The sequence below is a fragment of the Streptomyces sp. NPDC045955 genome, assembly GCF_056430805.1.
Window position 1 is genome coordinate 54,782 of the sequence record NZ_JBWKKY010000006.1, and the last position, 25,498, is coordinate 80,279.

At 71.4% G+C, this 25,498-nt stretch carries 20 protein-coding genes; 14 read left to right on the forward strand and 6 right to left on the reverse strand.

Translation table 11 applies throughout. From position 1 onward, the window contains the following. Positions 1–8: 8 nt before the first annotated feature. On the reverse strand, positions 9–2,093 hold the full coding sequence (locus tag AC07F0_RS14030; protein ID WP_478978362.1) for a YhgE/Pip family protein: 2,085 nt from the start codon (positions 2,091–2,093) through the stop codon (positions 9–11). Next, positions 2,065–2,898: an ATP-binding cassette domain-containing protein gene (locus AC07F0_RS14035; protein ID WP_478979105.1), complete on the reverse strand. Its 834-nt coding sequence runs from the start codon at positions 2,896–2,898 to the stop codon at positions 2,065–2,067. The genes AC07F0_RS14030 and AC07F0_RS14035 overlap by 29 nt, the downstream gene beginning before the upstream one ends. 190 nt (positions 2,899–3,088) lie before the next feature. On the opposite strand from AC07F0_RS14035, the gene AC07F0_RS14040 reads away from it, so the two are divergent. The 3 genes from AC07F0_RS14040 (at position 3,089) to AC07F0_RS14050 (ending at position 5,360) form a co-directional block, all read left to right on the forward strand. After that, positions 3,089–3,652, forward strand: coding sequence for an SAV_6107 family HEPN domain-containing protein (locus tag AC07F0_RS14040; RefSeq protein ID WP_436728031.1), 564 nt, complete (start codon positions 3,089–3,091; stop codon positions 3,650–3,652). A 221-nt stretch (positions 3,653–3,873) separates the two neighbouring features. Continuing rightward, a complete protein-coding gene (locus AC07F0_RS14045; protein ID WP_478978365.1) occupies positions 3,874–4,680 on the forward strand; it encodes a methyltransferase in 807 nt (268 codons plus the stop codon). 278 nt (positions 4,681–4,958) lie between these two features. Further along, on the forward strand, positions 4,959–5,360 hold the full coding sequence (locus tag AC07F0_RS14050) for a DUF3040 domain-containing protein (RefSeq protein WP_478978368.1): 402 nt from the start codon (positions 4,959–4,961) through the stop codon (positions 5,358–5,360). Between the two features lie 112 nt (positions 5,361–5,472). Here the strand turns inward: AC07F0_RS14050 and AC07F0_RS14055 are convergent, their stop codons facing one another. The 4 genes from AC07F0_RS14055 to AC07F0_RS14070 all read right to left on the reverse strand — a co-directional run bounded on the left by AC07F0_RS14055 (position 5,473) and on the right by AC07F0_RS14070 (position 11,097). Further along, complete coding sequence (locus tag AC07F0_RS14055) at positions 5,473–7,866, reverse strand: transglutaminase TgpA family protein (protein WP_478978371.1); 2,394 nt, start codon at positions 7,864–7,866, stop codon at positions 5,473–5,475. Next, positions 7,866–9,227 (reverse strand): DUF58 domain-containing protein, encoded by a 1,362-nt coding sequence (locus AC07F0_RS14060; protein WP_478978374.1) that lies wholly within the window; start codon positions 9,225–9,227, stop codon positions 7,866–7,868. Before AC07F0_RS14060 ends, AC07F0_RS14055 begins: the two co-directional genes overlap by 1 nt. Further along, entirely contained in the window at positions 9,227–10,267 is a 1,041-nt protein-coding gene (locus AC07F0_RS14065; protein WP_356922994.1) for an AAA family ATPase, read from the reverse strand. The genes AC07F0_RS14060 and AC07F0_RS14065 overlap by 1 nt, the downstream gene beginning before the upstream one ends. Before the next feature lie 278 nt (positions 10,268–10,545). Next, a complete protein-coding gene (locus AC07F0_RS14070; protein WP_478978377.1) occupies positions 10,546–11,097 on the reverse strand; it encodes a beta-class carbonic anhydrase in 552 nt (183 codons plus the stop codon). 374 nt (positions 11,098–11,471) lie between these two features. Here AC07F0_RS14070 and rsmH point away from each other — a divergent pair, with 374 nt between their 5' ends. The 11 genes from rsmH to ftsZ all read left to right on the forward strand — a co-directional run bounded on the left by rsmH (position 11,472) and on the right by ftsZ (position 25,492). Beyond that, complete coding sequence (gene rsmH / locus AC07F0_RS14075) at positions 11,472–12,428, forward strand: 16S rRNA (cytosine(1402)-N(4))-methyltransferase RsmH (RefSeq protein ID WP_478978380.1); 957 nt, start codon at positions 11,472–11,474, stop codon at positions 12,426–12,428. Between the two features lie 31 nt (positions 12,429–12,459). Further along, positions 12,460–12,909, forward strand: coding sequence for a cell division protein FtsL (ftsL, locus tag AC07F0_RS14080; RefSeq protein WP_478978383.1), 450 nt, complete (start codon positions 12,460–12,462; stop codon positions 12,907–12,909). A gap of 5 nt (positions 12,910–12,914) precedes the next feature. After that, positions 12,915–14,891, forward strand: a complete 1,977-nt coding sequence (locus AC07F0_RS14085) for a peptidoglycan D,D-transpeptidase FtsI family protein (protein WP_478978386.1) — start codon at positions 12,915–12,917, stop codon at positions 14,889–14,891. Positions 14,892–15,114: 223 nt separating this feature from the next. Further along, positions 15,115–16,635 (forward strand): UDP-N-acetylmuramoyl-L-alanyl-D-glutamate--2,6-diaminopimelate ligase, encoded by a 1,521-nt coding sequence (locus AC07F0_RS14090; protein ID WP_436728038.1) that lies wholly within the window; start codon positions 15,115–15,117, stop codon positions 16,633–16,635. Positions 16,636–16,663: 28 nt separating this feature from the next. Continuing rightward, the gene (locus AC07F0_RS14095; RefSeq protein ID WP_478978388.1) at positions 16,664–18,070 is read left to right on the forward strand and encodes a UDP-N-acetylmuramoyl-tripeptide--D-alanyl-D-alanine ligase; all 1,407 of its coding nucleotides are present in this window, start codon (positions 16,664–16,666) and stop codon (positions 18,068–18,070) included. Beyond that, a complete protein-coding gene (gene mraY, locus AC07F0_RS14100; RefSeq protein ID WP_037670865.1) occupies positions 18,070–19,161 on the forward strand; it encodes a phospho-N-acetylmuramoyl-pentapeptide-transferase in 1,092 nt (363 codons plus the stop codon). Before AC07F0_RS14095 ends, mraY begins: the two co-directional genes overlap by 1 nt. Beyond that, a complete protein-coding gene (murD, locus tag AC07F0_RS14105) occupies positions 19,143–20,585 on the forward strand; it encodes a UDP-N-acetylmuramoyl-L-alanine--D-glutamate ligase (RefSeq protein ID WP_478978391.1) in 1,443 nt (480 codons plus the stop codon). The genes mraY and murD overlap by 19 nt, the downstream gene beginning before the upstream one ends. Positions 20,586–20,720: 135 nt before the next feature. Then, positions 20,721–22,085, forward strand: a complete 1,365-nt coding sequence (ftsW, locus tag AC07F0_RS14110; protein ID WP_478978393.1) for a putative lipid II flippase FtsW — start codon at positions 20,721–20,723, stop codon at positions 22,083–22,085. A gap of 6 nt (positions 22,086–22,091) precedes the next feature. Next, a complete protein-coding gene (gene murG / locus AC07F0_RS14115; RefSeq protein WP_436728042.1) occupies positions 22,092–23,189 on the forward strand; it encodes an undecaprenyldiphospho-muramoylpentapeptide beta-N-acetylglucosaminyltransferase in 1,098 nt (365 codons plus the stop codon). 26 nt (positions 23,190–23,215) lie between these two features. Further along, positions 23,216–24,010, forward strand: a complete 795-nt coding sequence (locus AC07F0_RS14120; protein WP_478978396.1) for a cell division protein FtsQ/DivIB — start codon at positions 23,216–23,218, stop codon at positions 24,008–24,010. Positions 24,011–24,298: 288 nt separating this feature from the next. Then, a complete protein-coding gene (gene ftsZ, locus AC07F0_RS14125; protein WP_478978399.1) occupies positions 24,299–25,492 on the forward strand; it encodes a cell division protein FtsZ in 1,194 nt (397 codons plus the stop codon). The last annotated feature ends 6 nt before the right edge of the window (positions 25,493–25,498 follow it).

The window sequence follows — 25,498 nt, forward strand, 5'->3', positions numbered from 1 at the left end:
CGAAGGGCTCACAGGCTCAGCTCCGGGTGCAGCCGGTCCAGCGTCCACACCGCGCGGCGGCGGGCCGCCACGGCGGTCAGCGCGAGGGCACCGGCGGTGAACGCCGTCAGCACCACGCACGCGTGCCACACCGGTTCCAGACCGCCGCCCGTGATGAGCCTGCGCAGCGCCTCGACGACGTAGCTCATCGGCAGGAACGGGTGGAGCGCGTTGAAGAAGCCGGGGCTGGTCTGCACGGGGTACGTGCCGCCCGCCGAGGTCAGCTGGAGCATCAGCAGCGCGAGGACGAGGATCCGGCCCGCCGCTCCGAAGCGCGCGTTCAGCCACTGCACGATCGCCGCGAAGCACGCCGTCACCAGGAACAGGAAGCCCACCGTCCCGGCCGCCCGCGCCATCTCCAGACCGACCGCCCAGTGCAGCACCGACATCAGGGCCACCGTCTGGAGCACCCCGATCGCCACCACCGGCAGCCAGCCGGCCAGCGCGATCCGCCAGGCCGGGGCGCCCGCTGCGAGCGCGCGCCGGTTCATCGGCGCGATCAGCATGTAGGCCACCATCGCGCCCACCCACAGGGACAGCGGAATGAAGTACGGGGCGAACCCGGTGCCGTAGTTGGGCGCCTTGTGCAGGTCCTGGGAGGCGAGCCGCACGGGGTCGGCCATGACCTCGGTGCGCCGGTCGCGGTCCTGCTTGTCGTAGTCGGGGATGCGCTCCGCCCCGTCGTGCAGCCCGCCGGCGAGCTTGCCGGAGCCGTCGACGAGCTTGAACATGCCGCCGCTGAGGTCGTCCGCGCCCGTCTTCAGCTTGCCGACGCCCTTGTTCAGGTCGACGGCACCGGTCTTGGCCGTGGCGAGCCCCTTGTGCAGCTTCTTCGCGCCCGCGGCGACCTCGGCCGCCCCGTCGTTCAGCTTGTTGATCTTCTTGACGGCGTCGTCGAGGTCCTCGGAGAGGTGCGGCGCGCGGTCGGCGAGGGCCTCGGACTGCTTCTGGAGGGTGGCGAGGCTCTTGTCCAGCTTCGCCAGATCGCCGTGGTGATCGGCGATCAGCGTGTTGACGTCACTGGCGATGAGGGCCACGTCGGCCGCCGCCTCCTTGGCCTTCTTCAGGTCGGCACAGGCGGCATCGGGCAGGACGGGGTCGTCACAGCGCCTGGCGTAGACGCCGTTCAGCGTGTCCGACGCCGTACGGGCGCCCTTGGCGGCGGCCGGGGCCCTCTTCGCCAGGGTGTCCAGGTGCTTGCGGGTCACGCGGGAGGAGTCGGCGACGAGCCGGGCCGTGTCGCCGATGGTCTTCTCGTTGCCCTTCAGGAAGGGGCGGACCTTGTCGGCGGGGCCGTTGATCTTGTCGGCGAGCTTCTGCGTGCCGTCCGCGACCTGCTTCGAGCCGTGTGCCAGGTCGCCCGCGCCCGTGTGGAGCTTCTTCAGGCCCGTGGACAGCTTGCCGCTGCCGTCCTTGGCGGTCTTCAGGCCGTCGGCGAGGTCCTTGGAGCCCTTCTCGGCCTTGCCGATGCCGCCCTTGAGCTGGTCGGCGCCCTTCGCCGCCTTCACGGTCTTGCCGTGGATGTCGGAGAACGAGACGAAGATCTTGTCCAGGAAGGACCGCGACGTCTTCGTGGAGGCGGCCTGGCGCACCTCGCTGAACACCGTCCGGGAGATCTGCCCGACGATGTAGTTGTTCGCGTCGTTGGTGCGCACCTGCAGGGCGCCGGTCGCCGGGGAGTTCCCGGAGCTGGAGGCGATCCGCTCGCTGAAGTCGGCGGGCATGGTGAGCGACAGGTAGTAGGTGCCGTCCTCGACACCCCTGCGGGCCTCGGCGGCGCTCACCTCCTGCCAGTCGAAGGTCTTGCTGTCGTGCAGGCCCTTCGCGATGTCGTCGCCCGCCGTGATCTTCTTCCCGTCGGCGGTCGCCCCCTTGTCGTCGTTGACGAGCGCCACGGGGACACGGTCCAGACGGCCGTACGGGTCCCAGAACGACCACAGGTACAGCGCGCCGTACAGCAACGGCAGCACCAGCAGCGCGACCAGCGCGGCGCGCGGCAGCTTGCCCCGGCCGAAGCGGCGGAGCTCAAGCGCGGCGAGTTTCGGCGAGCGCATCGGCCTTCTCCTCTCCCTGACCGGCCTTTTCGCCCTCGGCGGCCCGGTGATCGTCGCTGTCTTCCTGGTTCTCCTGGCCGGCCTGGTTCCGGGCGTCCTGGTTCTTCCGGGCGTCCTGGTTCTCCTCGGTGGACACCCTGACGGCGCCCTCGGGAGCCTCACGGCACACCGCCACGACCGTCGTCCCGGCGTCGGCGAGGGACCTGAGCAGGGACCAGACCTCGTCCCGCTCGCCGTCGGAGAGCTTGAGGTCGGTGTCGTCGACCCCGAGCAGCCGGGGCCGGCCGACGAGCGCGAGGGCGATGGACAGCCGCAGTGCCTCAAGGCGCTCCAGATCGCGTACGGCGGTACGGGGCCCCTTGGGCAGCGCCTCCAGGTCGAGGCCGGTGGCGGCCAGTGCCGCGTCGACGCGCTGCCCGGCCTCGGCCGCCCGCTCGCCGCGGGGACGCAACAGCCCGCTCAGGGAGTCGCCGAACCGCCGCTGGAGCAGCGCCCGTTCCCGCAGGTGCTCGCCGACGGTCAGGGCCGGGTCGAGCTCGCTGACCCCGGGCACATGGGCCAGGGCGCTGACCCGGCGCACCGCCGACAGCTGCTTGGGCAGCCTGGCCTCGCCGACCGTGGCCGTGCCCTCCGCGATCTTCATGCGCCCCGTCAGCGCAAGCAGCAGGCATGTGCGGCCGGACCCGGACGGGCCCTCGACCGCGACGAGCGATCCCGGCTCGGCGTCGACGGAGATCCCGCGGAACGCCCACCCGCGCGGCCCTTTGACCCCAAGGCCCGCGGCGGCGATCCGCGCCCCTCCCACTCGTTCCCCCACGAGTCTCCCTCGATCTGTCGGAGAAATTGAACTGACTGGTCAGTGCAAAAACTACTCCGAACCTACGATCGAGGCAAAACCGCAGGTCGGAACGGATTGTCAGTGCCATACCTCACGATGGGTCACATACGGCACTCCTCACCGGACGTGCCGTCACACAGACGACAGGAGGTTCGTCATGGCCAGCTACCACGCAGCAGCCGCCCGCCGGCGCCGTGCCACCGGCCCTGCCCCCTCACTGACCGGACCGGCGAGCGACGTGCACCCCGTGCTGCGCCGGGCCACGGCCCCGCCCGCCGCCCTCGACCTGCTCACCCAGGCCCACGCCGCCCTCGACGAGGCCACCGTCCTGGAGACACCGAACGAGCGCTACGCGACGGCCCACCTCGCCGCCCTCCGCACCGCCGCCGCCGTGCTCGCCGCCCGGGGCCGGCCGGAGACCTCGCCCCGGGCCCGGGCCAAGATCAGGAGCGCCTGGGAAGTGCTCCCCGAGATCGCGCCGGAGCTGTCCGAGTGGAGCGCGCTGTTCGCCTCCGGCGCCCGGCGCCGCGCCCGGGCCGAGGCGGGCATCCGGGACGCGGCCAGCAGCCGGGACGCCGACGACCTGATACGGGACGTGGCGATGTTTCTCCGCCTCGTCGAGCGCATGCTGGTCCTCCAGCCGGTCCTCCCGCAGCCCCGCCCGGACCGGGACCAGCCGGAGCGGCCGGGGGAGGGGCGGGACATGCCGGACGCGGGCTGAGCGGGCACCGGCGGCGCGGGTCCGCCCGGTCGTGCCCAGGCGTGTCCGGCTGAGCACCGGCCGCCGCTCGGCAGGCCTGCCGGAGGCAATAGGGTCCGGCCTGCCGGAGGCAATAGGGTGGGGGACGCCTGAAGTCTTCCCTTCCCCTCGCCGGGGCCGGGGGAGACGCCCCGTTCGCTCCGCCGTGCAAGAGGCGGTGCCGCGCCGAGGAGTCAACTGACGTGTCGGACCCGATGCGCCCCCGCGCCTCACTCCGTACCGCCGTGGTCTGGGAGGTCCTCCAGGACGCCCTCGACCGCCGGGTCAAGGCCACGGGTCGGGAGTCGCTGGACGTCCTCGACACCGGGGGCGGCAGCGGCAACTTCGCGGTGCCCGTCGCCCGTCTCGGCCACCGGGTCACCGTCGTCGACCCCAGCCCCAACGCGCTGTTCGCCCTGGAGCGCCGCGCCGCCGAGGCGGGAGTCGCCGACCGGGTGAAGGGCGTGCAGGGCGACGCCCACGGCCTCTTCGACGTGGCCGAGCGCGGTGGCTACGACGTGGTGCTGTGCCACGGCGTCCTGGAGTACGTGGACGACCCGGCCGAGGGCGTCCGCAACGCGGTGGCCGCCCTGCGGCCGGAGGGCGTCCTCAGCCTGCTCGCCGCCGGTCTCGGGGGTGCCGTGCTGGCCCGCGCCCTCGCCGGCCACTTCAAGGAGGCCCGGCAGGCGCTCGACGACCCGAACGGTCGATGGGGCACGGGTGACCCCGTCCCGCGCCGTTTCACCGCCGAACAGCTCACCGGACTGGTCGAGGGCGCGGGCCTGCGTGTCGGCGCCGTGCACGGCGTGCGGGTCTTCGCCGACCTCGTGCCCGGCGTCCTCGTCGACACCGAGCCCGGTGCCCTGGAGGCGCTGCTGAAGCTGGAGGAGGCAGCCGCCGAGCTTCCCGCCTTCCACTCGGTGGCCACGCAGCTTCATGTGCTGGGTGAAACCAATGAGACCAGTGTGACTGGCGAGGCAAACGAGGCTGGTGGGTCTACCGAGGCCTGAGTCCCCTGGTGAGGTACCGCCGCTGATCAGCGCCTTGGCTGTGCATGGAGTACGCCACAGGCCACCCGAACGGCGGCTTGGCGCCGTATGATCGAGGGAGACCGTTCCGGCATGACGGGTCGGCTGCCGGGGAATGGAAGCCTCAGCGAGCCGGGATGTCCATGGCGGATTCCGGTTGGCCAATTGGCGCAGAGGGGCGGGTTTCACGGGGGCGATTCCCTGCCTATCCTGAAGAGACCCCCGGGTCGCCCCGGCGACTGCACGATGAGGAGGACTCCGTGCCGCTCTCGGAGCACGAGCAGCGCATGCTCGAGCAGATGGAGCGAGCGCTGTACGCCGAAGATCCCAAGTTCGCGTCGGCGCTCGAGGGAAGCGGGCTGCGTACGTACACCCGGCGGCGGGTCTACCAGGCGGTCGCGGGCTTCCTCGTAGGTATTGCGCTCCTCATGGCCGGTATGGTCGCCAAGCAGGTCTGGCTCAGCGTCGTGGGCTTCCTCGTCATGCTGGGGTGTGCGGTGCTCGCCGTGACCGGCTGGCGCAAGGCCCCGAAGCCGGGGGAACAGGCGGCCGGGACCGGCGGACAGCAGGCCGCCCGCCGACAGGGCCGGCAAAGGCGCTCCATGATGGACCGCATCGAGCAGCGCTGGCAGAAGCGCCGCGACGAGCAGGGCGGCCATTAGCCCGGAGCGCAGCTCTCCGGGACATACGTAGACATGCGTCAGGGGTGACCACCTACCGGGTGGTCACCCCTGACGCATGTGTAGCGGCGCGACTGCCTGCCGGGTGCGCCCGTCAGCCCTGCTGACCCGATGCCCTTCGCCACGTCGGCCGCAGCGCCAGGGCACGTGTCCGCACACCCGACCACCAGGCCGACACCGCCCACACCACGCGCACGGTGGAGCGGGGGACCAGGAGCGCCCGGAGCCTGGCACCCCGGCCGACCCCGGCGCTCAGACCCGCTGCCGCACGCCGGACGTCGTCCGTGAGGCCCGCCGTCGGGCGGGGGTGCGGTGCGTACAGGACCTGCTCCACCGCGTTCGCCACCCGGTGCACCGAGGCCGCGGCCGCCCCGTCGAGGGAGCCCAGCCGGACGATACGGGCGGCAGCCTTGCGCGGCGTCTGCGACTCGTCCGGCGCGATGCCGAAGTCCCAGGCCGTGTCGGTCAGCTCCTGCCACACGGCCAGCGTGTGCGGCAGCGCGTCCGCCTCGCCGCGGCCGTGCGCCCCCAGCCGGACCGCGCGAGCCCGCCGGCGCCACAGCATCGGTGCCAGCGGGAGCGCCAGGACGGCGAGGCCGCCCAGGGCCCAGGCCAGGAGCGCGTACCACTTCGGGCCGTCGTCGCCGGTGGGCAGCACCGCCTGCGGGGACTCGCTCGCGCATCCGCCGTCCAGCTTCTTCTGCTCCGGCGTGCAGCTGTCGCTCGTCGAGGGCGTCGGGGACGGCGCCGCGGACGACGTCTGCGACGGGCGCGCCGCGTCCGGCACCGAACTGCCGGGGTCGTCCGGCAGGGTGTACTGCGGCATCGAGCCGCGGTTCGGAGTCGGCTCGAAGCGGGTCCAGCCCACGCCCTCGAAATACAGCTCCGGCCAGGCGTGCGCGTCGCGCAGCCCCACCGACACCGAGCCGTCCGCCTGCGGGGAACCGGGCGCGAAGCCCACCGCGACCCGGGCGGGTATCCCCAGGGAGCGGGCCATCGCCGCCATCGCGAAGGAGAAGTGCACGCAGAAGCCCTGCTTGTCCTTCAGGAAGCGGGCGATGCCCTCCGAGCCGCTGCCGACCTGCACCTGGGTGTCGTACTCGAAACCGCCGGTCACGGCGAACCAGTCCTGGAGCTTGACCGCCTGGTCGTAGGGGTTGGCGGCGCCCGCGGTGACCTGGCGGGCGGTGCGGCCCACCACCGCCGGCAGCGAGTCGGGCAGCTTGGTGAAGTCGCGCTCGATGGCCCCCGGCGGAGGCGGCGCCGAAGCCAGCTGCTCCGCCGTCGGCTGCACGTCCAGGCTCTTGACCTGGTACGTCAGCCCTCGTGTGTTCTGGCCGTGGTCACCGACGAGCGTCATGCCCAGGGGCTCGTAACGCCAGTTGCCCCGGATGCTGACGCCGCTCGGCGGGTACGGCATGGGCAGCCAGTCCTGGGCGTACCAGCCGGCCGCCGTGATCGTGCTGGCGACCTCCGTGCGCTTGACGTCGGAGCCGAGGCCGATCGGCGTCGGGAAGGTGCCGTCGGGGACGGCGGTGATGGAGCGCCGGGACGGCTTCCAGGTGGTGCCGTCGAAGTCGTCCAGGGACACGATCCGCAGATAGAGGTCCGAGACGTCGGCCATCTTCGTCTTCACGGACAGGACCTGCCGGTCCTCGTCCACGTTCAGATTGTCGCGCAGCGACACCAGCGGGTTCACGGCGGAGATCGTGCCGCCGCCGCCCGTGCCGCCGCCCGCGCCCGCGCCCACGGAGTCCAGCAGGCCGCTGTTCATCGCGGGCAGGCCGAGCGGCACCACCAGGGCGATGCCCAGAGCGACCACACCGATGCGCCGGCCGGTCCGGACCGGGGCGAGGGCTCCGTCCGGTTCCCCTCCGGCCGTGCGTGGGGCCCCGCCGAAGACCCGGCCCCACTGGGAGAGCCGGTCCCGGCCCTCGGCCAGGAGCAGCATCAGATAGCCCGCCGCCGCGACCAGGAACCACAGCCAGTCCGTGCCCCCGTCGGACAGCCCCGCGGCCACCGAGTACAGCGCGAGCAGCGGCAGACCGGCCGGGGCGGCGCTGCGGAAGGTCACCGCGAGGGTGTCCACCAGCAGCCCGATGATCAGCACACCGCCGATGAGCATCAGCCGGATGCCGTCGGACTCCAAGGGAGCCGGGATCGCGTACCGCGCGATGTCGTCCCCGCCCTGCCGGAGCAGCAGCGCGAAGCGGTCGAGGGCCTCCGGCCCGGGCACCAGCCCGGCGAGGGCCTGTTCACGGGCGAACAGGAACGTCAGCAGCACCCCCGTGACCACGGCCTGGGCCGCCACCGTGAGCGGCCGCGCCAGCGGCACCCTGCGGGTCGCGGCACCCACGCCCGCCTGCACGGCCAGCAGGAAGGCCGCCTGCACGATCCACGACGCCGGTTTGACGAGGGGCAGCAGGGCGCACGCGGCCATCAGTGTGGCCGCCCAGGCGCCCAGCGTCAGTCGTATCCGCCCGCTCATCACGGCCCCTCCCCGCCACCCGCGGCGGCCAGCCCCCGGCGCTCCCGGTCGGCCTGCCGCCACAGGTCGTCCACGGAGGCGCCCCGCGGCACGCCGAGGGCCGTCCAGCCCGCCTCACGCAGCATGCGCAGCCGCTCCCCGCTCCGGTCCAACGGACCGGGTACGTCGCTCGGTTCCCGCACCCAGGTATCGCTGTCCAGCACGAACGCGACGGCGCCCGGGCTGCGTTGGCGCATCCGGCCCAGCACGGCCGCCTGCTCCTCGTCCAGGTCGCCGAGGAAGGCGACCAGCAGCCCCTCGTTCCCGCCGCGCAGCACGTCGTAGGCCCGGGACAGGCCCGCGCCGTCGGAGTGGTCGATCACCGCGAGGGTGTCCATCATCAGCCCGGCCGCGTCCGCCGACTCCTGGCTCGCGCCCGCGAAGCCGTCGCCGCCGTCGCCGGGCACCGCGTTGCCGGTGTCCGTCAGCAGCCGTACCGAATAGCCCCGTTCGAGCATGTGCACCAGCACCGACGCGGCGCCCGACACGGCCCACTCGAAGGCCGAGTCCGGTCCCGCGCCCTGGTAGGCGATGCCCCGGGTGTCGAGCAGCACCGTGCAGCGGGCGCGCTGCGGCTGCTCCTCGCGGCGCACCATCAGCTCGCCGTAGCGGGCGGTGGAGCGCCAGTGCACCCGGCGCAGGTCGTCGCCGTAGCGGTATCCGCGTGGGATCACGTCGTCCTCGCCGGCCAGCGCGAGCGAGCGCTGCCGCCCGTCGCCGTACCCCTTCGCCTCGCCGCTGAGGCGCACCGGCGCCAGCGTCTCCACGCGCGGGATCACCGTCAGGGTGTCGTACGCCGAGAAGGACCGGGTCAGCTCGCACATGCCGAACGGGTCGGTCAGGCGCAGCTGGAGCGGGCCCAGCGGGTAGCGGCCGCGCAGGTCGGAGCGCACCCGGTAGGACACCTCGCGCCGGCCGCCCGCCTCCACCCGGTCGAGCACGAAACGGGGCCGGGGGCCGAGCACGTACGGCACCCGGTCCTGGAGCATCAGCAGACCCGTGGGCAGCCGCGAGACGTTGTCCATCCGCAGGTGGACCCGAGCCTCGCTGCCGGCCGGCACGCGCGCGGGGGAGAGGCGGCGGCTGCCGGCGACCCGGTAGCGCGTGCGGTACAGGACCGTCGCGCACACCAGCGGCAGCACCGTCAGCAGCAGGCCCACACGCAGCAGATCGCTCTGCCCGAGCACATACGCACAGACGGCGGCCGCGACGCCGGCGGCCAGGAAGGAGCGTCCGCGGGTGGTCAGACCGGCCAGGGCGGTGCGGATGCCGCCCTGCTCCCCCCGGTCGGCCTCCGCCTGCCCCGTCCCCGCGGTGCTCATCACAGCCTCCGCGGCGGCTGCTGGGGATACGCCGGAACGCCCCGGCCGAGGCCGCCGAACCCGCTCTGCTGCTGGGGCGCGGCCGGCACCGGAGTGCGCTGGAGGATCTCCTCGACGACCTGCTCGGCCGTGCGTCGGTTGAGCTGGGCCTGGGCGGTGGGCAGCAGACGGTGGGCCAGGACGGCGACGGCGAGTGCCTGCACGTCGTCCGGCAGCGCGTACTCCCGGCCGCTCAGGGCCGCGGACGCCTTCGCCGCGCGCAGCAGGTGCAGCGTCGCGCGCGGGGAGGCGCCCAGTCTTAGATCGGGGTGCGTGCGCGTGGCGCCGACCAGTTCGACCGCGTAGCGCCGGACCGGCTCCGCGACGTGCACACCGCGCACCGCCTCGATCAGCTTCAGGATCTCGTGCGCGTGGGCCACCGGCTGGAGGTCCTCCAGCGGCGAGACGCCGCCATGTACGTCCAGCATCTGGAGCTCGGCCTCGGCGCTCGGGTAGCCGACCGAGACCCGGGCCATGAAGCGGTCGCGCTGGGCTTCCGGCAGCGGGTAGGTGCCCTCCATCTCGACCGGGTTCTGCGTCGCCACCACCATGAAGGGGCTGGGCAGTTCGTAGGTCTGGCCGTCGATGGTGACCTGGCGCTCCTCCATGGACTCCAGAAGCGCGGACTGCGTCTTGGGCGAGGCGCGGTTGATCTCGTCGCCGATCACCACCTGCGCGAAGATCGCGCCCGGCTTGAACTCGAAGTCGCGGCGCTGCTGGTCCCAGATGGACACACCGGTGATGTCCGAGGGCAGCAGGTCGGGCGTGAACTGGATACGCCGCACCGAGCAGTCGATGGACCGCGCCAGTGCCTTGGCGAGCATCGTCTTGCCGACGCCCGGAACGTCCTCGATCAGCAGATGTCCCTCGGCGAGCAGCACGGTCAGCGAGAGCCGTACGACCTCGGGCTTGCCCTCGATCACGCCTTCCACCGACTCCCGCACGCGTTCCACCACGGCGGTCAGATCAGTGAGGCTCGCTCGATCGTCATAGGTCGTCACCCGGCCCTCCTCGGCCTTTCCCTTGCTCTCAGGAAGCACGGGATACCCCATTTTCCCGAGCCGACGCCCCTGGACGCGGGCCGGCCCACCCCGAACCACGGACACCACGCGTGAAACGCTCCGCGTGACGCCACCCCCGCATTCTTGCTGCCGTTACCGATTCGTGTCACTCGACTGGGGATAACTGGCCGCGATATGTCCGCCTTGCGGCCATTCGAACGTGTGACTGACAGGGTTTCGACAGCTGCAACGGGTTGTGTCCGGGGCGGGCGACCAGGTCAGGCGGCGGGGTCGACCTCCCGCAGCCGGCCGGTCTTCACGTCGAAGACGAACCCCCGCACGTCGTCCGTGTGCGGCAGGAACGGCGAGGTGCGCACACGCTGCATCGACTGCCGTACGTCCTGGTCGACGTCCCGGAAGGACTCCACCGCCCACGCCGGGCGCTGGCCGACCTCAGCCTCCAGTTCGTTGCGGAAGTCCTCGGTGAGGCTCTCCAGGCCGCAGCCCGTGTGGTGGATGAGGACGATGCTGCGCGTCCCCAGCTTGCGCTGGCTGATGGTGAGGGAGCGGATCACGTCGTCGGTGACCACGCCGCCGGCGTTGCGGATCGTGTGGCAGTCACCCAGTTCGAGACCGAGCGCCGCGTGCAGGTCGAGCCGAGCGTCCATGCAGGCCACGACGGCGACGTGCAGCACGGGCCGGGCGTCCATCCCCGGGTCGGTGAACTCGGCGGCGTACCGGGCGTTGGCGTCGACGAGGCGGTCGGTGACCGTGCCACCGTCGGCTGGGGCGTTCTCCGAGGTCGTGGGAACCGATGCAGAAGTCGTCATATCCATGACGTTACTGGTCACACCCCGTCCGAGCCTCTTGTGAGAGTGGACAAAGAATGCCAGCCAGGCTGTGATGTGAGGTAGCCCACAAGGGTGAAGCGCCGGCGGTCGCGACGCGCAGGCCGGTTGATTGACCGGAAGACAGGGTGGACTAAAGTGACGCGAAGCGGGAGGCGAGACCCTCCCCGCTGGACTGTTTTCCCCGGAGACCCCGGCGACGACCGGAGATCTCCCCACGTGCGCGGCGCGTACGTACGGCTCGGCCTCCTCCCGCTCCCGGTCGGCTGACGCTTCCGGCGCCGGCAGGCCTCCCCTTCACGAGCGGGCGGGAACCCGGCGGTGCGTAGGGGCCGCGCCGGATCTGAGAGGGCCCCTTGAGCCAGAGTCGACACGTCCCGGTGATGCTCCAGCGGTGCCTGGATCTGCTGGCACCCGCCCTGGAGGGCCCGGACGCCGTTGTCGTCGACTGCACCCTCGGCCTCGGCGGCCACAGCGAGGCGCTCCTGGAGAGGTTCCCCGGAGTCCGTCTCGTCGCCCTCGACCGCGACAAGGAGGCCCTGCGCCTGTCCGGCGAGCGCCTCGCGCCGTACGGGGAGCGCGCCACCCTCGTCCACGCGGTGTACGACGAGCTCCCCGAGGTGCTGCACAAGCTGGGCATCGCGCGCGTGCAGGGCGTGCTGTTCGACCTCGGTGTCTCCTCGATGCAACTCGACGAGGCCGACCGCGGCTTCGCCTACGCCCAGGACGCCCCGCTCGACATGCGCATGGACCAGACGTCCTCAGTCAGCGCCGCCGAGGTCCTCAACACGTACCCGCCGGGCGAGCTGGTGCGCATCCTCCGGGCGTACGGCGAGGAGAAGCAGGCCAAGCGGATCGTGTCCGCGATCGTGCGCGAGCGCGAGAAGGAGCCGTTCAGCACCAGCGCGCGGCTCGTCGAGCTGATCCGGGACGCGCTGCCGCAGGCCGCCAAGCGCACCGGCGGCAATCCGGCCAAACGCACCTTCCAGGCCCTGCGCATCGAGGTCAACGGCGAACTCGCCGTCCTGGAGCGGGCGATCCCGGCGGCCGTGAAGGCGCTGGACGTGGGCGGGCGGATCGCCGTGCTGTCGTACCACTCGCTGGAGGACCGGCTGGTCAAGCAGGTGTTCGCGGCGGGTGCCGCGAACACGGCGCCGCCCGGGCTGCCCGTCGTGCCCGAGCGCTACCAGCCGCGGCTCAAGCTGCTCACGCGTGGTGCCGAACTCCCCACCGAGGAGGAGATCGCCGAGAACCGGCGGGCGGCACCGGCGCGGCTGCGCGGCGCCCAGCGCATCAGGGAGGACGTGGAGTGAGGCGTTTGCAGGCCGGACCGAGGGAGCGCGCATGAGCAGCAAACCCGAACTGAAGGGGAGGGCGGCCCGTCTCGCGCAGCTCTTCCCGACCGGCCCCGGGCAGGCGGCCCGCACCCCCTTCGTCCTCCTCGTGGTCCTCCTCCTCGGCGGTGGTCTCATCGGCCTCCTGGTGCTGAACTCGGCCCTCAGCGAAGGTGCGTTCAAGCTCGACGACCTCCAGCGTGAGACCAAGAGCCTCACCGACGAGGAACAGGCCCTCCAGCGGGACATCGACGCCTACTCCGCTCCCGAGGCGCTCCAGCGCCGCGCCCGCGAGCTCGGCATGGTCCCCGGCGGCGACCCCGCCTTCCTCGCCCCCGACGGCACCGTCAAAGGCGTCCCCAGCCCCGCCCCGGGCGTCCGGCAGGGCTCGGCCCACCTCCCCCTGGTCCTGGCCCCCGAGGCCATGCCCAACGGCTCCACCTCGACCCCCGGCAGGTGACGGAAGTGACCGACAGGGAACCCCCGCGCCGCCGCGTGCCCGGCCCCGCCAGGCCCGCTCGCCCCGACGCCCGGCGCCGTCCCGCACCCGGTGCCCGTCCGGCCCGCCGCCCGGGCCCGGCCCGCCGCCCGGCCCCGCCCCGTCAGGCGGCGCCCAAGCCTCTCCGGCTGGGCAGCCCCCGCCCCCGGCTGCGTCTGGTCGGGCTCGCGCTGACGCTGGTGCTGATCGCCTTCGTCGTACGGCTGTTCCAGGTGCAGGCCGTCGACGCGAGCACGTACGCCGCCAAGGCCGAACAGAACCGCTACGTCGGGCAGGTCCTGGCCGCCGACCGGGGCGAGATCACCGACCGGTCCGGTGTGGCTCTGGCGACCAGTGAGGACGCCTACGACATCACGGCCGACCCCACGATGTTCGCCCCCGACCAGTTGAAGATCGGGGACGGCCCCGAGCAGGCGGCCGCCCTGCTCGCGCCGATCCTGGGCCAGGAGCAGGAGACCCTGGTCCAGAAGCTTCGGCCGAAGAACAAGGCGCTGCGGTACGTCAAGCTCGCCTCGCGCCAGACCCCGCAGGTCTGGAAGCAGATCAAGGACCTGAAGTCCGCGCTCGCCAAGAAGGAGCAGACCGACAAGTCCGCGCACAACGTCCTGGGGGGCGTCTTTTCCGTCGCCACCAGCAAGCGCGTGTACCCGGGCGGCGACCTCGCCGCCGGGATACTGGGCTGGGTCAACGGCGAGGGCAAGCCCGGCGGCGGCATCGAACTCCAGCTGAACAAGCAGCTGGCCGGCAAGGACGGCAAGATCCGCTACGCCCAGTCCGGCGGCCGGCTCGTCCCCACCGCGGGTTCCACCGAGACCCCCGCCGTGCCCGGCAGCGACGTCGAGCTCACCATCGACCGCGACATCCAGTGGGCCGCCCAGAAGGCCATCAGCGACCAGGTGAAGGAGTCCGCGGCCGACCGCGGCTACGTCATCGTCCAGGACACCCGCACCGGCCAGATCCTGGCCATGGCGAACTCGCCCGGCTTCGACCCGAACGACCTGTCCGACGCCGACCCCGCAGCCCTCGGCAACGCGGCCCTCCAGGATGCCTTCGAGCCCGGCTCCACGGCCAAGGTCATGTCGATGGCGGCTGTCCTCCAGGAGGGCGCCGCCACGCCGATGACCCACGTCGTCGTGCCCAACCGGCTGCACCGCGGCGACCGGCTCTTCAAGGACGACATCGACCACCCCACCTGGCACCTGACGCTCAACGGCGTCCTCGCCAAGTCCAGCAACATCGGCACCATCCTCGCCACCGGGCAGCTCGGCAGGACGCAGGCCCAGTCCAACAAGGTCCTCTTCGACTACCTGCGCAAGTTCGGCCTCGGCAGCTACACCGGACTCGGCTTCCCCGGCGAGACCAAGGGCATCCTCGCCCCGCCCGACAAGTGGTCGACCTCGCAGCAGTACACGATCCCTTTCGGCCAGGGCGTCTCCATCAACGCCATGCAGGCGGCGTCGGTGTACTCGACCATCGCCAACGGCGGCGTCCGCGTCGAACCCACGCTCGTGCGCGGCACCAAGGGCCCCGACGGCCGCTTCACCCCGGCCCCCAAGCCCGAGAAGACCCGGGTCGTCAGCGCCAAGACGGCGAAGACCCTCGCCCGGATGCTGGAGTCGGTCGTGGACGACGAGGAGGGCACGGGCACCAAGGCGCGCATCCCCGGCTACCGCGTCGCGGGCAAGACGGGCACCGCCAACCGCGTGGATCCGGCCACCGGCAAGTACAAGGGCTACACGTCGTCGTTCGCCGGATTCGCGCCTGCCGACAAGCCGCGCATCACCGTCTACTGCGCCATCCAGAACGCCACCAAGGGCAACTACTTCGGCGGCCAGATCTGCGGCCCCGTGTACAAGCAGGTCATGGAGTTCGCACTGAAGTCCCTCCAGGTCCCGCCGACCGGGGCCAAGCCCGCGAGACTGCCCGTCACGTTCAAGAACTGAACCGGCCCCGAGAACCGAACCGACCGATCCCGCACCGTCAAGCCCCTGATCAGCACCGAGTACCACCGAGCCACCAGGACCCGCCCCCGTGACAACGATCACCCCCGATCCCGGGAACCAGAGCGTCCCCCGCCCCTCACTTCGCCCGGAGGCGGGTACGCCCGGTACGCTCACCGCCGTGCCACACGCTGATCAGTCCCAAACCACCCAGAAGGGCCATCCCGTGACATACCCCGGGCCGCCCAGGCCGGCGCAGGTCTCCGCCACACCCCTCGCGGAACTGGCCGACCAACTGGGTGCCCCCGCGCCGGAGGGCGCCGCCGAGGTCACGGGCATCACCCACGACTCACGCGCCGTGCGCCCAGGCGACCTGTACGCCGCCCTCCCGGGCGCCCGCGTGCACGGTGCCGACTTCGTCGAGCAGGCCGCGAGCCTCGGCGCGGCCGCCGTGCTGACCGACCCCACCGGCGCCGAGCGCGCCGCCGCCTCCGGGCTGCCGGTCCTGGTCGTCGACAAGCCCCGCGCGCGGATGGGCGAACTGGCCGCCACGATCTACGGCCACCCCGGCCGGGACCTGCTCCAGATCGGCATCACCGGCACCTCCGGCAAGACCACCACCGCCTACCTCGTCGAGGGCGGCCTGAAGACGGTCAGGTCCACCGGCCTGATCGGCACGGTCGAGATGCGCGTCGGCGACGAGCGCATCAAGTCCGAGCGCACCACGCCCGAAGCCACCGACCTCCAGGCCCTGTTCGCCGTCATGCGCGAACGCGGCGTCGAGGCGGTCGCCATGGAGGTCTCCAGCCACGCCCTGGTCCTCGGCCGCGTCGACGGCTGCGTCTTCGACATCGGCGTCTTCACCAACCTCAGCCCGGAACACATGGAGTTCCACTCCGACATGGAGGACTACTTCCGGGCCAAGGCGCAGCTGTTCACGCCGCAGCGCGGCAAACTCGGCGTGGTCAACGTCGACGACGAGTACGGCCGCAGGCTGGCGAACGAGGCCACCGTCCCGGTCGTCACCTACTCCGCCGAGGGCCACCCCGACGCCGACTGGCGCGCCGAGGACGTCGAGGTCGGCCGTCTCGACTCGACGTTCACCGTGGTCGGGCCCAAGGGCGAGCGGATCAGGGCCAAGTCGCCGCTGCCCGGCCCCTTCAACGTGGCCAACACCCTCGCCGCGATCGTCGCCCTCGCCGTCGCCGGCCTCGACCCGCAGGCCGCCGCCGACGGTGTCGCCGCCGTCCCCGGCGTGCCGGGCCGCCTGGAGCGCGTGGACGCCGGACAGCCGTACCTCGCGGTCGTCGACTACGCCCACAAGACCGACGCCGTCGAGTCCGTGCTGCGCGCCCTGCGCAAGGTCACCGAGGGCAAGCTGCACATCGTCCTCGGCTGCGGCGGCGACCGGGACAAGACCAAGCGCGAGCCCATGGGCGCCGCCGCGGCCCGGCTCGCCGACACCGCCGTACTGACCTCCGACAATCCCCGTGGCGAGGACCCCCTCGCGATCCTCGCCACGATGCTCCAGGGCGCGGCTTCCGTGCCGGCGCACGAGCGCGGCGAGGTGCAGGTCTTCGAGGACCGGGCCGCCGCGATCGCCGCCGCCGTCGCCCGCGCCGAGCCGGGCGACACCGTGCTGGTCGCGGGCAAGGGCCACGAGCAGGGCCAGGACATCGCCGGGGTGGTCCGTCCCTTCGACGACCGCCAGGTGCTTCGCGAAGCCATTCAGAAGACCCAGGGATGAATTCCCGCATGATCCAGGGGATGAACTTGTGATCGCCCTCTCCCTCGCCGAGATCGCAGAAGTCGTCGGCGGGCAGACGTACGACATACCGGATCCGGCCGTCCAGGTCACCGGCCCGGTCGTCCGGGACTCCCGCGAGGCGGGACCGGGCAGCCTGTTCGTGGCCTTCGCCGGTGAGCGTGTGGACGGCCACGACTTCGCGGCGGCGGTCGTCGAGGCGGGAGCGGTGGCCGTGCTCGGCACCCGCCCCGTCGGCGTGCCCGCGATCGTCGTGGACGACGTCCAGGCCGCCCTCGGCGCGCTCGCCCGTCACGTCGTACAGCGCCTCGGTGCCACGCTCGTCGCCCTCACCGGCTCGGCGGGCAAGACCAGCACCAAGGACCTCATCGCACAGGTGCTCCAGCGCAAGGCGCCGACGGTGTTCACGCCCGGCTCGCTCAACAACGAGATCGGACTGCCGCTCACCGCGCTCAGCGCCACCGAGGAGACCCGGTTCCTGGTCCTGGAGATGGGGGCCCGCGGCATCGGGCACATCTCCTACCTCACGGATCTGACGCCTCCGAAGATCGGCCTCGTCCTGAACGTCGGCAGCGCCCACATCGGCGAGTTCGGCGGCCGGGAGCAGATCGCGCAGGCCAAGGGCGAACTCGTCGAGTCCCTCCCGGAGGACGGTACGGCCGTCCTCAACGCGGACGACCCCTACGTACGGGCCATGGCCACCCGTACGAAGGCGAAGGTGATCCTTTTCGGAGAGTCCGGCGAAGCGGACGTTCGTGCCGAGAACGTGCGACTCACGGACACCGGACAGCCCGCGTTCAGGCTTCACACACCCTCCGGTGCAAGCGATGTGACCATGCGCCTGTACGGTGAGCACCACGTGTCGAACGCGCTCGCCGCGGCCGCCGTCGCCCACGTGTTGGGCATGTCCGCAGACGAGATCGCCGTCGCGCTCTCCGAGGCGGGCTCCCTCTCCCGCTGGCGGATGGAGGTCACCGAGCGCCCGGACGGCGTGACGGTCGTCAACGACGCCTACAACGCGAACCCCGAGTCCATGAAGGCCGCGCTGCGCGCGCTGGTGGCCATCGGCAAGGGGCGCCGTACGTGGGCGGTGCTCGGCCAGATGGCCGAGCTCGGGGACGAGGCTCTCGCCGAGCACGACGCGGTCGGACGGCTCGCCGTCCGGCTCAACGTCAGCAAGCTCGTCGCGGTCGGTGGCAGGGAAGCCGCCTGGCTGCAACTGGGCGCATATAACGAGGGTTCGTGGGGTGAGGAGTCGGTGCACGTGTCCGACGCACAGGCGGCGATCGACCTGTTGCGCAGCGAGTTGCGCCCGGGGGACGTCGTACTCGTGAAGGCGTCCCGTTCGGTCGGGCTCGAGCGCGTTGCCCAGGCGCTGCTCGAGACCGGTGCCGAGGGTGAGGTTTCCGCCCGATGATGAAGCAGATCCTGTTCGCAGGAGTCATTGGCCTCTTCCTGACGCTGGTCGGCACCCCGCTGCTGATCAAGCTCCTCGCGCGCAAGGGCTACGGCCAGTACATCCGCGACGACGGTCCGCGCGAGCACGCCAGCAAGCGCGGGACGCCGACCATGGGCGGTATCGCGTTCATCCTGGCGACGGTCGCCGCGTACTTCCTGGCCAAGGTGATCACGGGTTATCTCGACCCGGACGTCGACGCGGCGCCGACCTTCTCCGGTCTGCTGGTGCTCGGCCTGATGGTCGGCATGGGCCTGGTCGGCTTCCTCGACGACTACATCAAGATCGTCAAGCGGCGTTCGCTGGGTCTGCGGGCCAAGGCGAAGATGGCCGGCCAGCTGATCGTCGGCATCGGCTTCGCGGTGCTCTCGCTCCAGTTCGCGGACAACCGCGGCAACACCCCCGCGTCCACGAAGCTGTCGTTCATCACGGACTTCGGCTGGACGATCGGACCCGTGCTGTTCGTGGTCTGGGCGCTGTTCATGATCCTCGCCATGTCGAACGGCGTGAACCTGACCGACGGTCTGGACGGTCTGGCCACCGGTGCCTCCGTGCTGGTCTTCGGCGCCTACACCTTCATCGGCGTCTGGCAGTTCCAGGAGTCCTGCGCCAACGCGCAGACGCTGACCAACCCGGGCGCGTGCTACGAGGTGCGCGACCCCCTCGACCTCGCGGTCGTCGCCTCCGCGCTGATGGGTGCCTGCCTGGGCTTCCTGTGGTGGAACACCTCGCCGGCCAAGATCTTCATGGGTGACACCGGCTCGCTCGCGCTCGGCGGTGTGCTCGCCGGCCTCGCGATCTGCTCGCGCACCGAGCTGCTGATGGCCATCCTCGGCGGCCTGTTCGTCCTGATCACCATGTCCGTGGTGATCCAGGTCGGATCCTTCCGCCTCACCGGGAAGCGCGTCTTCCGGATGGCGCCACTCCAGCACCACTTCGAACTCAAGGGCTGGTCCGAAGTGCTCGTCGTGGTCCGCTTCTGGATCATTCAGGGCATTTGTGTGATTGTCGGACTGGGCCTCTTCTATGCAGGATGGGCAGCGGACAAGTGACCTCACCGGAGCCCTTCGACTTCCAGGGCAAGCACGTCACCGTCGCCGGGCTCGGCGTCTCCGGCGTCCCGGCGGCCAAGGCGCTGCACGGCCTCGGCGCGATCGTCACGGCCGTCAACGACGGCGCCGACGAGCGCGCGCGGGCGCAGGCCGCCGAGCTGGAGGCGCTGGGCATCACGGTGCGCCTCGGTGACGGCGACACCCTGCCCGAGGGCACCGAGCTCATCGTCACCGCGCCCGGCTGGAAGCCCGACAAGCCGCTGTTCGCGGCGGCCGAGCGGGCGGGCGTCCCCGTCTGGGGCGACGTCGAGCTGGCCTGGCGCCTGCGCGGCCCCGACGCGGCCCCGTGGCTCGCCGTCACGGGCACCAACGGCAAGACCACCACCGTCCAGATGCTCGCCTCGATCCTGAAGGCGGCGGGCCTGCGCACGGCCGCCGTCGGCAACATCGGCGTCTCCCTGCTGGACGCGGTGCTCGGCGAGGAGCAGTACGACGTACTGGCCGTGGAGCTGTCCAGCTACCAGCTCCACTGGGCGCCCTCGCTGCGGGCCCACTCGGCCGCCGTGCTCAACCTCGCCCCCGACCACCTCGACTGGCACGGCTCCATGGAGGCGTACACCGCCGACAAGGGCCGTATCTACGAGGGCAATCGCGTCGCCTGCGTCTACAACGCGGCCGACAAGGCCACCGAGGACCTGGTCCGCGAGGCCGACGTCGAGGAGGGGTGCCGAGCCATCGGCTTCACGCTCGGCACGCCCGCGCCCTCCCAACTCGGCGTCGTCGAGGGCATCCTGGTCGACCGTGCCTTCGTCGAGAACCGGCAGAAGAACGCCCAGGAGCTCGCCGAGGTCGCCGACGTCAGCCCGCCGGCCCCGCACAACATCGCCAACGCCCTCGCGGCGGCGGCCCTCGCACGGGCCTACGGCGTGCCCGCCAAGGCCGTACGGGACGGCCTGCGGGCGTTCACCCCGGACGCCCACCGCATCGCGCACGTGGCCGACGTGGACGGTGTCGCGTACGTCGACGACTCCAAGGCCACCAACACGCACGCCGCGGAAGCCTCGTTGGCGGCCTACGAGTCGATCGTCTGGATCGCGGGCGGACTCGCGAAGGGCGCCACCTTCGACGAGCTCGTCACCAAGTCGGCACCCCGGCTGCGCGGGGCCGTGCTGATCGGCGCGGATCGCGCGCTGATCCGCGAAGCCCTGGCGCGACACGCCCCCGAAGTACCCGTCGTCGACCTCGACCGGACCGACACTGGGGCGATGCGCGCGGCGGTCCAGGAGGCGCGGCGGCTCGCCCAGGCAGGTGACACGGTGCTGCTGGCTCCGGCCTGCGCCTCCATGGACATGTTCGCCAACTACAACAAGCGCGGGGACGCTTTCGCGGACGCCGTTCGCGAACTCGGTTCCGCCGACGGCTGACCCGGGTCCGCCTCGCCCGGCGGCGGCGCCGGGCGTATCTGGGAGGGACACGTGACACGGATGCGGCTGGTGCCCGAGCAGCCGGGGAGCGTTCGGTACGGACCATTCCCCTCCGGCAAGGCGGGGTGAGCGGCGATGCCCACCAGCCGCACCGGACGGCCTGCGGTCTCCCGCGCTCCCAAGCGCCCCGCCGCGCCCCGGCTCGCCCGCGAGAACCGCGTCCTGGCCTTCTACACGCGTGCGCGCCGGGGCTGGGACCGGCCGCTGACCGCCTACTACCTCATCTTCGGCGGCAGTCTGCTGATCACCGTGCTGGGCCTGGTGATGGTCTACTCGGCCTCCCAGATCACCGCGCTCCAGATGTCGCTGCCGGGCTCGTACTTCTTCCGCAAGCAGCTACTGGCCGCCGTGATCGGCGCCGGACTGCTGTTCGTCGCCTCCCGGATGCCCGTGAAGCTGCACCGGGCACTCGCCTACCCGATCCTCGCCGGCGCCGTCTTCCTCATGGCCCTGGTGCAGATCCCCGGGATAGGAGTGTCGGTCAACGGCAACCAGAACTGGATCGCGGTCGGCGGCTCCTTCCAGATCCAGCCCAGCGAGTTCGGCAAGCTCGCGCTCGTGCTCTGGGGCGCGGACCTGCTCGCCCGCAAGCAGGACAAGAGGCTGCTCACCCAGTGGAAGCACATGCTGGTGCCGCTGGTCCCGGCCGCCTTCATGCTGCTCGGGCTGATCATGATCGGCGGCGACATGGGCACCGCGATCATCCTCACGGCCATCCTGTTCGGCCTGCTCTGGCTGGCCGGCGCGCCCACGCGCCTGTTCGCCGGAGTGCTGTCGATCGCCGCCGTACTCGGCCTGATCCTCATCAAGACCAGCGCGAACCGCATGGCGCGTCTGCAGTGCCTCGGCGCCACCGAACCCCAGTCAGGGCCGGTCGACTGCTGGCAGGCCGTGCACGGTATCTACGCCCTCGCCTCCGGCGGAATCTTCGGCTCCGGGTTGGGTGCGAGTGTGGAGAAATGGGGCCAACTACCCGAAGCCCATACCGACTTCATCTTCGCCGTCACCGGTGAGGAACTGGGCCTGGCGGGGACGCTGTCGGTACTCGCCCTCTTCGCGGCTCTAGGCTATGCGGGTATCCGCGTGGCCGGACGCACGGAGGACCCCTTCGTGAGGTATGCCGCGGGAGGCGTGACCACCTGGATCACGGCCCAGGCCGTGATCAACATCGGTGCGGTGCTCGGTCTGCTGCCGATCGCCGGCGTCCCCCTCCCGCTGTTCTCCTACGGGGGATCCGCCCTGCTGCCGACCATGTTCGCCATCGGGCTGCTGATCGCCTTCGCGCGCGACGAGCCCGCTGCGCGGGCGGCGCTTGCGATGCGGCAACCCCGCTTTGGTAGAAAGCGGGGGGCTGGGGGAACCGGTTCCGGCCGGAGTCCCCGGAGATGGAACACGATGCGACGGCGCGCCTCGGCGGCGCGTTCGTCCGGAGAGCGGTGAATTTCGGTGCATGTCGTACTCGCCGGCGGAGGAACCGCGGGCCACATCGAGCCCGCGCTCGCCCTCGCGGACGCCCTGCGCAGGCAGGATCCGACCGTGGGCATCACGGCCCTGGGCACGGAGCGGGGCCTGGAGACCCGTCTCGTACCCGAGCGCGGGTACGAACTCGCGCTGATCCCCGCCGTACCGCTGCCACGCAAGCCCACCCCCGAGCTGATCACCGTCCCTGGCCGGCTGCGCGGGACGATCAAGGCGACCGAGCAGATCCTGGAGCGCACGAAGGCGGACTGCGTCGTCGGATTCGGCGGCTATGTCGCCCTGCCCGGCTACCTCGCCGCCAAGCGCCTCGGCGTGCCGATCGTCATCCACGAGGCCAACGCCCGCCCGGGTCTGGCCAACAAGATCGGCTCGCGGTACGCCAGCCAGGTCGCCGTCTCCACCCCGGACAGCAAGCTGCGCAACTCCCGCTACATCGGCATCCCGCTGCGCCGCTCCATCGCCACCCTGGACCGGGCCGCCGTGCGCCCCGAGGCCCGCGCCGCGTTCGGGCTCGACCCCAACCTGCCCACGCTGCTGGTCTCCGGCGGCTCCCAGGGTGCCCGCCGCCTCAACGAGGTCGTGCAGACGGTCGCGCCCTGGCTCCAGCAGGCCGGAATCCAGATCCTGCACGCGGTCGGCCCGAAGAACGAACTGCCGCACGTCCAGCAGATGCCGGGAATGCCCCCGTACATCCCGGTAAGTTACCTGGACCGGATGGACCTCGCGTACGCCGCGGCCGACATGATGCTGTGCCGCGCGGGCGCGATGACCGTCGCCGAGCTCTCCGCCGTCGGGCTCCCCGCCGCCTACGTCCCGCTGCCCATCGGCAACGGCGAACAGCGGCTCAACGCCCAGCCTGTGGTCAAGGCCGGCGGCGGCCTGCTGGTCGACGACGCGGAGCTGACCCCCGAGTGGGTCCAGCAGAACGTCCTGCCCGTGCTCGCCGACCCGCACCGGCTGTACCAGATGTCCCGCGCCGCCGCCGAGTTCGGCCGCCGGGACGCCGACGACCTGCTCGTCGGCATGGTGTACGAGGCGATCGCCGCCAGTCGTGCACACCGCTAGGACTGTATGACGGAAGGCAGGGGAGCGTGGCCGGATCGACCACCGCCGAGCGCGGTGAACGCCAGCGGGAGTCGTCCGGCCCGCCGCCCGTCAGGCGTCTGAGGCGACGTCACCTTCGTGTGATCGTCATCCTGGGCCTCGCCCTGGTCTTCCTGGGCATCCCGACGGTCTGGCTGTTCTACGGCTCCGACTGGCTGCGCGCCGAGCATGTCTCCGTGTCGGGAACACGGGTCCTGACTGTGGATCAGGTCGAGGCGGCAGCCGACGTCCCCCTCGGGAAGCCGCTGATTTCCGTCGACACCGAGGCGATCGAGACGCGACTGCGGCAAAAATTGCCCCGAATTGACTCGGTTGACGTGGTCCGTTCCTGGCCCCATGGAATCGACCTGAAAGTGGTCGAGCGCACTCCGGTTCTGATTGCCCAAAAGGCCGGAAAGTTCGTCGAAGTGGACGAGGAAGGTGTCCGTTTCGCCACGGTTTCCGAGGCACCGAAAGGCGTACCCGCACTGGAATTGACGCTCTCCCGGTCCAGCTCGGCCGCCGCGAGCCTGCGCCGCTTCGGCGAGGCCCGGCTGGTGCGCGAGGCGGTGGGCGTCGCCCGTGCCGTTCCGGCCGCCGTCGCGCGCGACACACGGACCGTCAAGGTCCGTTCCTACGACGACATCTCGCTGGAGTTGCGGGACGGCCGCACGGTCGCCTGGGGGAGCAGCGAGAAGGGCGCCGCGAAGGCCCGTACGCTCACGGCTCTGATGAAAGCCTCGCCCGATGCGCGGCACTTCGACGTGAGTGTCCCCACCGCGCCCGCGTCATCAGGGAGTTGACGCACATCCGCGCAGGCCAGCACCCTGGTTGGGCAGTGCTACGGCTGATCACATAGGGTGAAAAGAAAAACGGGAGGTTCGGCGTGTTCGTTGAAGGAGCGCCACTTGTCGACTTAGTGTCCTGTTCAGAAGACTCCAAGGAACAGACACACTGGTAACCCTAAACTTCAGGGTTAGGGTTCGGGTCGGCGATACGGACCGTCCCATTCGGCATCAGTCGTCGGGTCGCGGGGCGCAGCGCGCCACGGTGATTCGGCGACACGTAACTCGAGGCGAGAGGCCTTCGACGTGGCAGCACCGCAGAACTACCTCGCAGTCATCAAAGTCATCGGTGTCGGCGGCGGTGGTGTCAATGCCATCAACCGGATGATCGAGGTCGGTCTCAAGGGCGTCGAGTTCATCGCCATCAACACCGACGCGCAAGCTCTGTTGATGAGCGACGCCGACGTCAAGCTGGACGTCGGCCGTGAACTCACCCGCGGACTCGGCGCCGGAGCCAACCCGGCCGTCGGCCGCAAGGCCGCCGAGGACCACCGCGAGGAGATCGAGGAGGTCCTCAAGGGGGCCGACATGGTCTTCGTGACAGCCGGTGAAGGCGGCGGCACCGGCACCGGCGGCGCGCCCGTCGTGGCCAACATCGCCCGCTCGCTCGGTGCCCTCACCATCGGTGTGGTCACGCGCCCGTTCACCTTCGAGGGACGGCGCCGCGCGAACCAGGCCGAGGACGGCATCGCCGAGCTCCGCGAAGAGGTCGACACCCTCATCGTCATCCCGAACGACCGGCTGCTGTCCATCTCGGACCGCCAGGTCTCGGTGCTGGACGCCTTCAAGTCGGCCGACCAGGTCCTGCTCTCCGGTGTCCAGGGCATCACCGACCTCATCACCACCCCGGGCCTGATCAACCTCGACTTCGCCGACGTCAAGTCGGTCATGTCCGAGGCCGGCTCGGCCCTGATGGGCATCGGCTCCGCCCGCGGCGACGACCGCGCGGTGGCCGCCGCCGAGATGGCGATCTCCTCGCCGCTGCTGGAGGCGTCCATCGACGGCGCCCGCGGTGTGCTGCTCTCCATCTCCGGTGGCTCGGACCTCGGCCTGTTCGAGATCAACGAGGCCGCCCAGCTGGTGAGCGAGGCCGCCCACCCCGAGGCCAACATCATCTTCGGCGCGGTGATCGACGACGCCCTCGGCGACGAGGTCCGGGTCACCGTGATCGCGGCCGGCTTCGACGGCGGCCAGCCCCCGACCCGCCGGGAGAACGTGATCGGCTCGGCCTCGGCCAAGCGCGAGGAGCCGGCCCCGGCACGGCAGACCGAGAGCCGCCCGTCCTTCGGTTCGCTCGGCAGCGTGACTCCGAAGGAGGACCAGGAGCCCGCTCCGAAGCCGGTCGAGGACATCCCGGTCGCCCCGCCGGTCCCGCCGGCGCCGCGGACCTACTCGGACAGCGCGGCCGAGGAACTGGACGTACCGGACTTCCTCAAGTGATCCTTC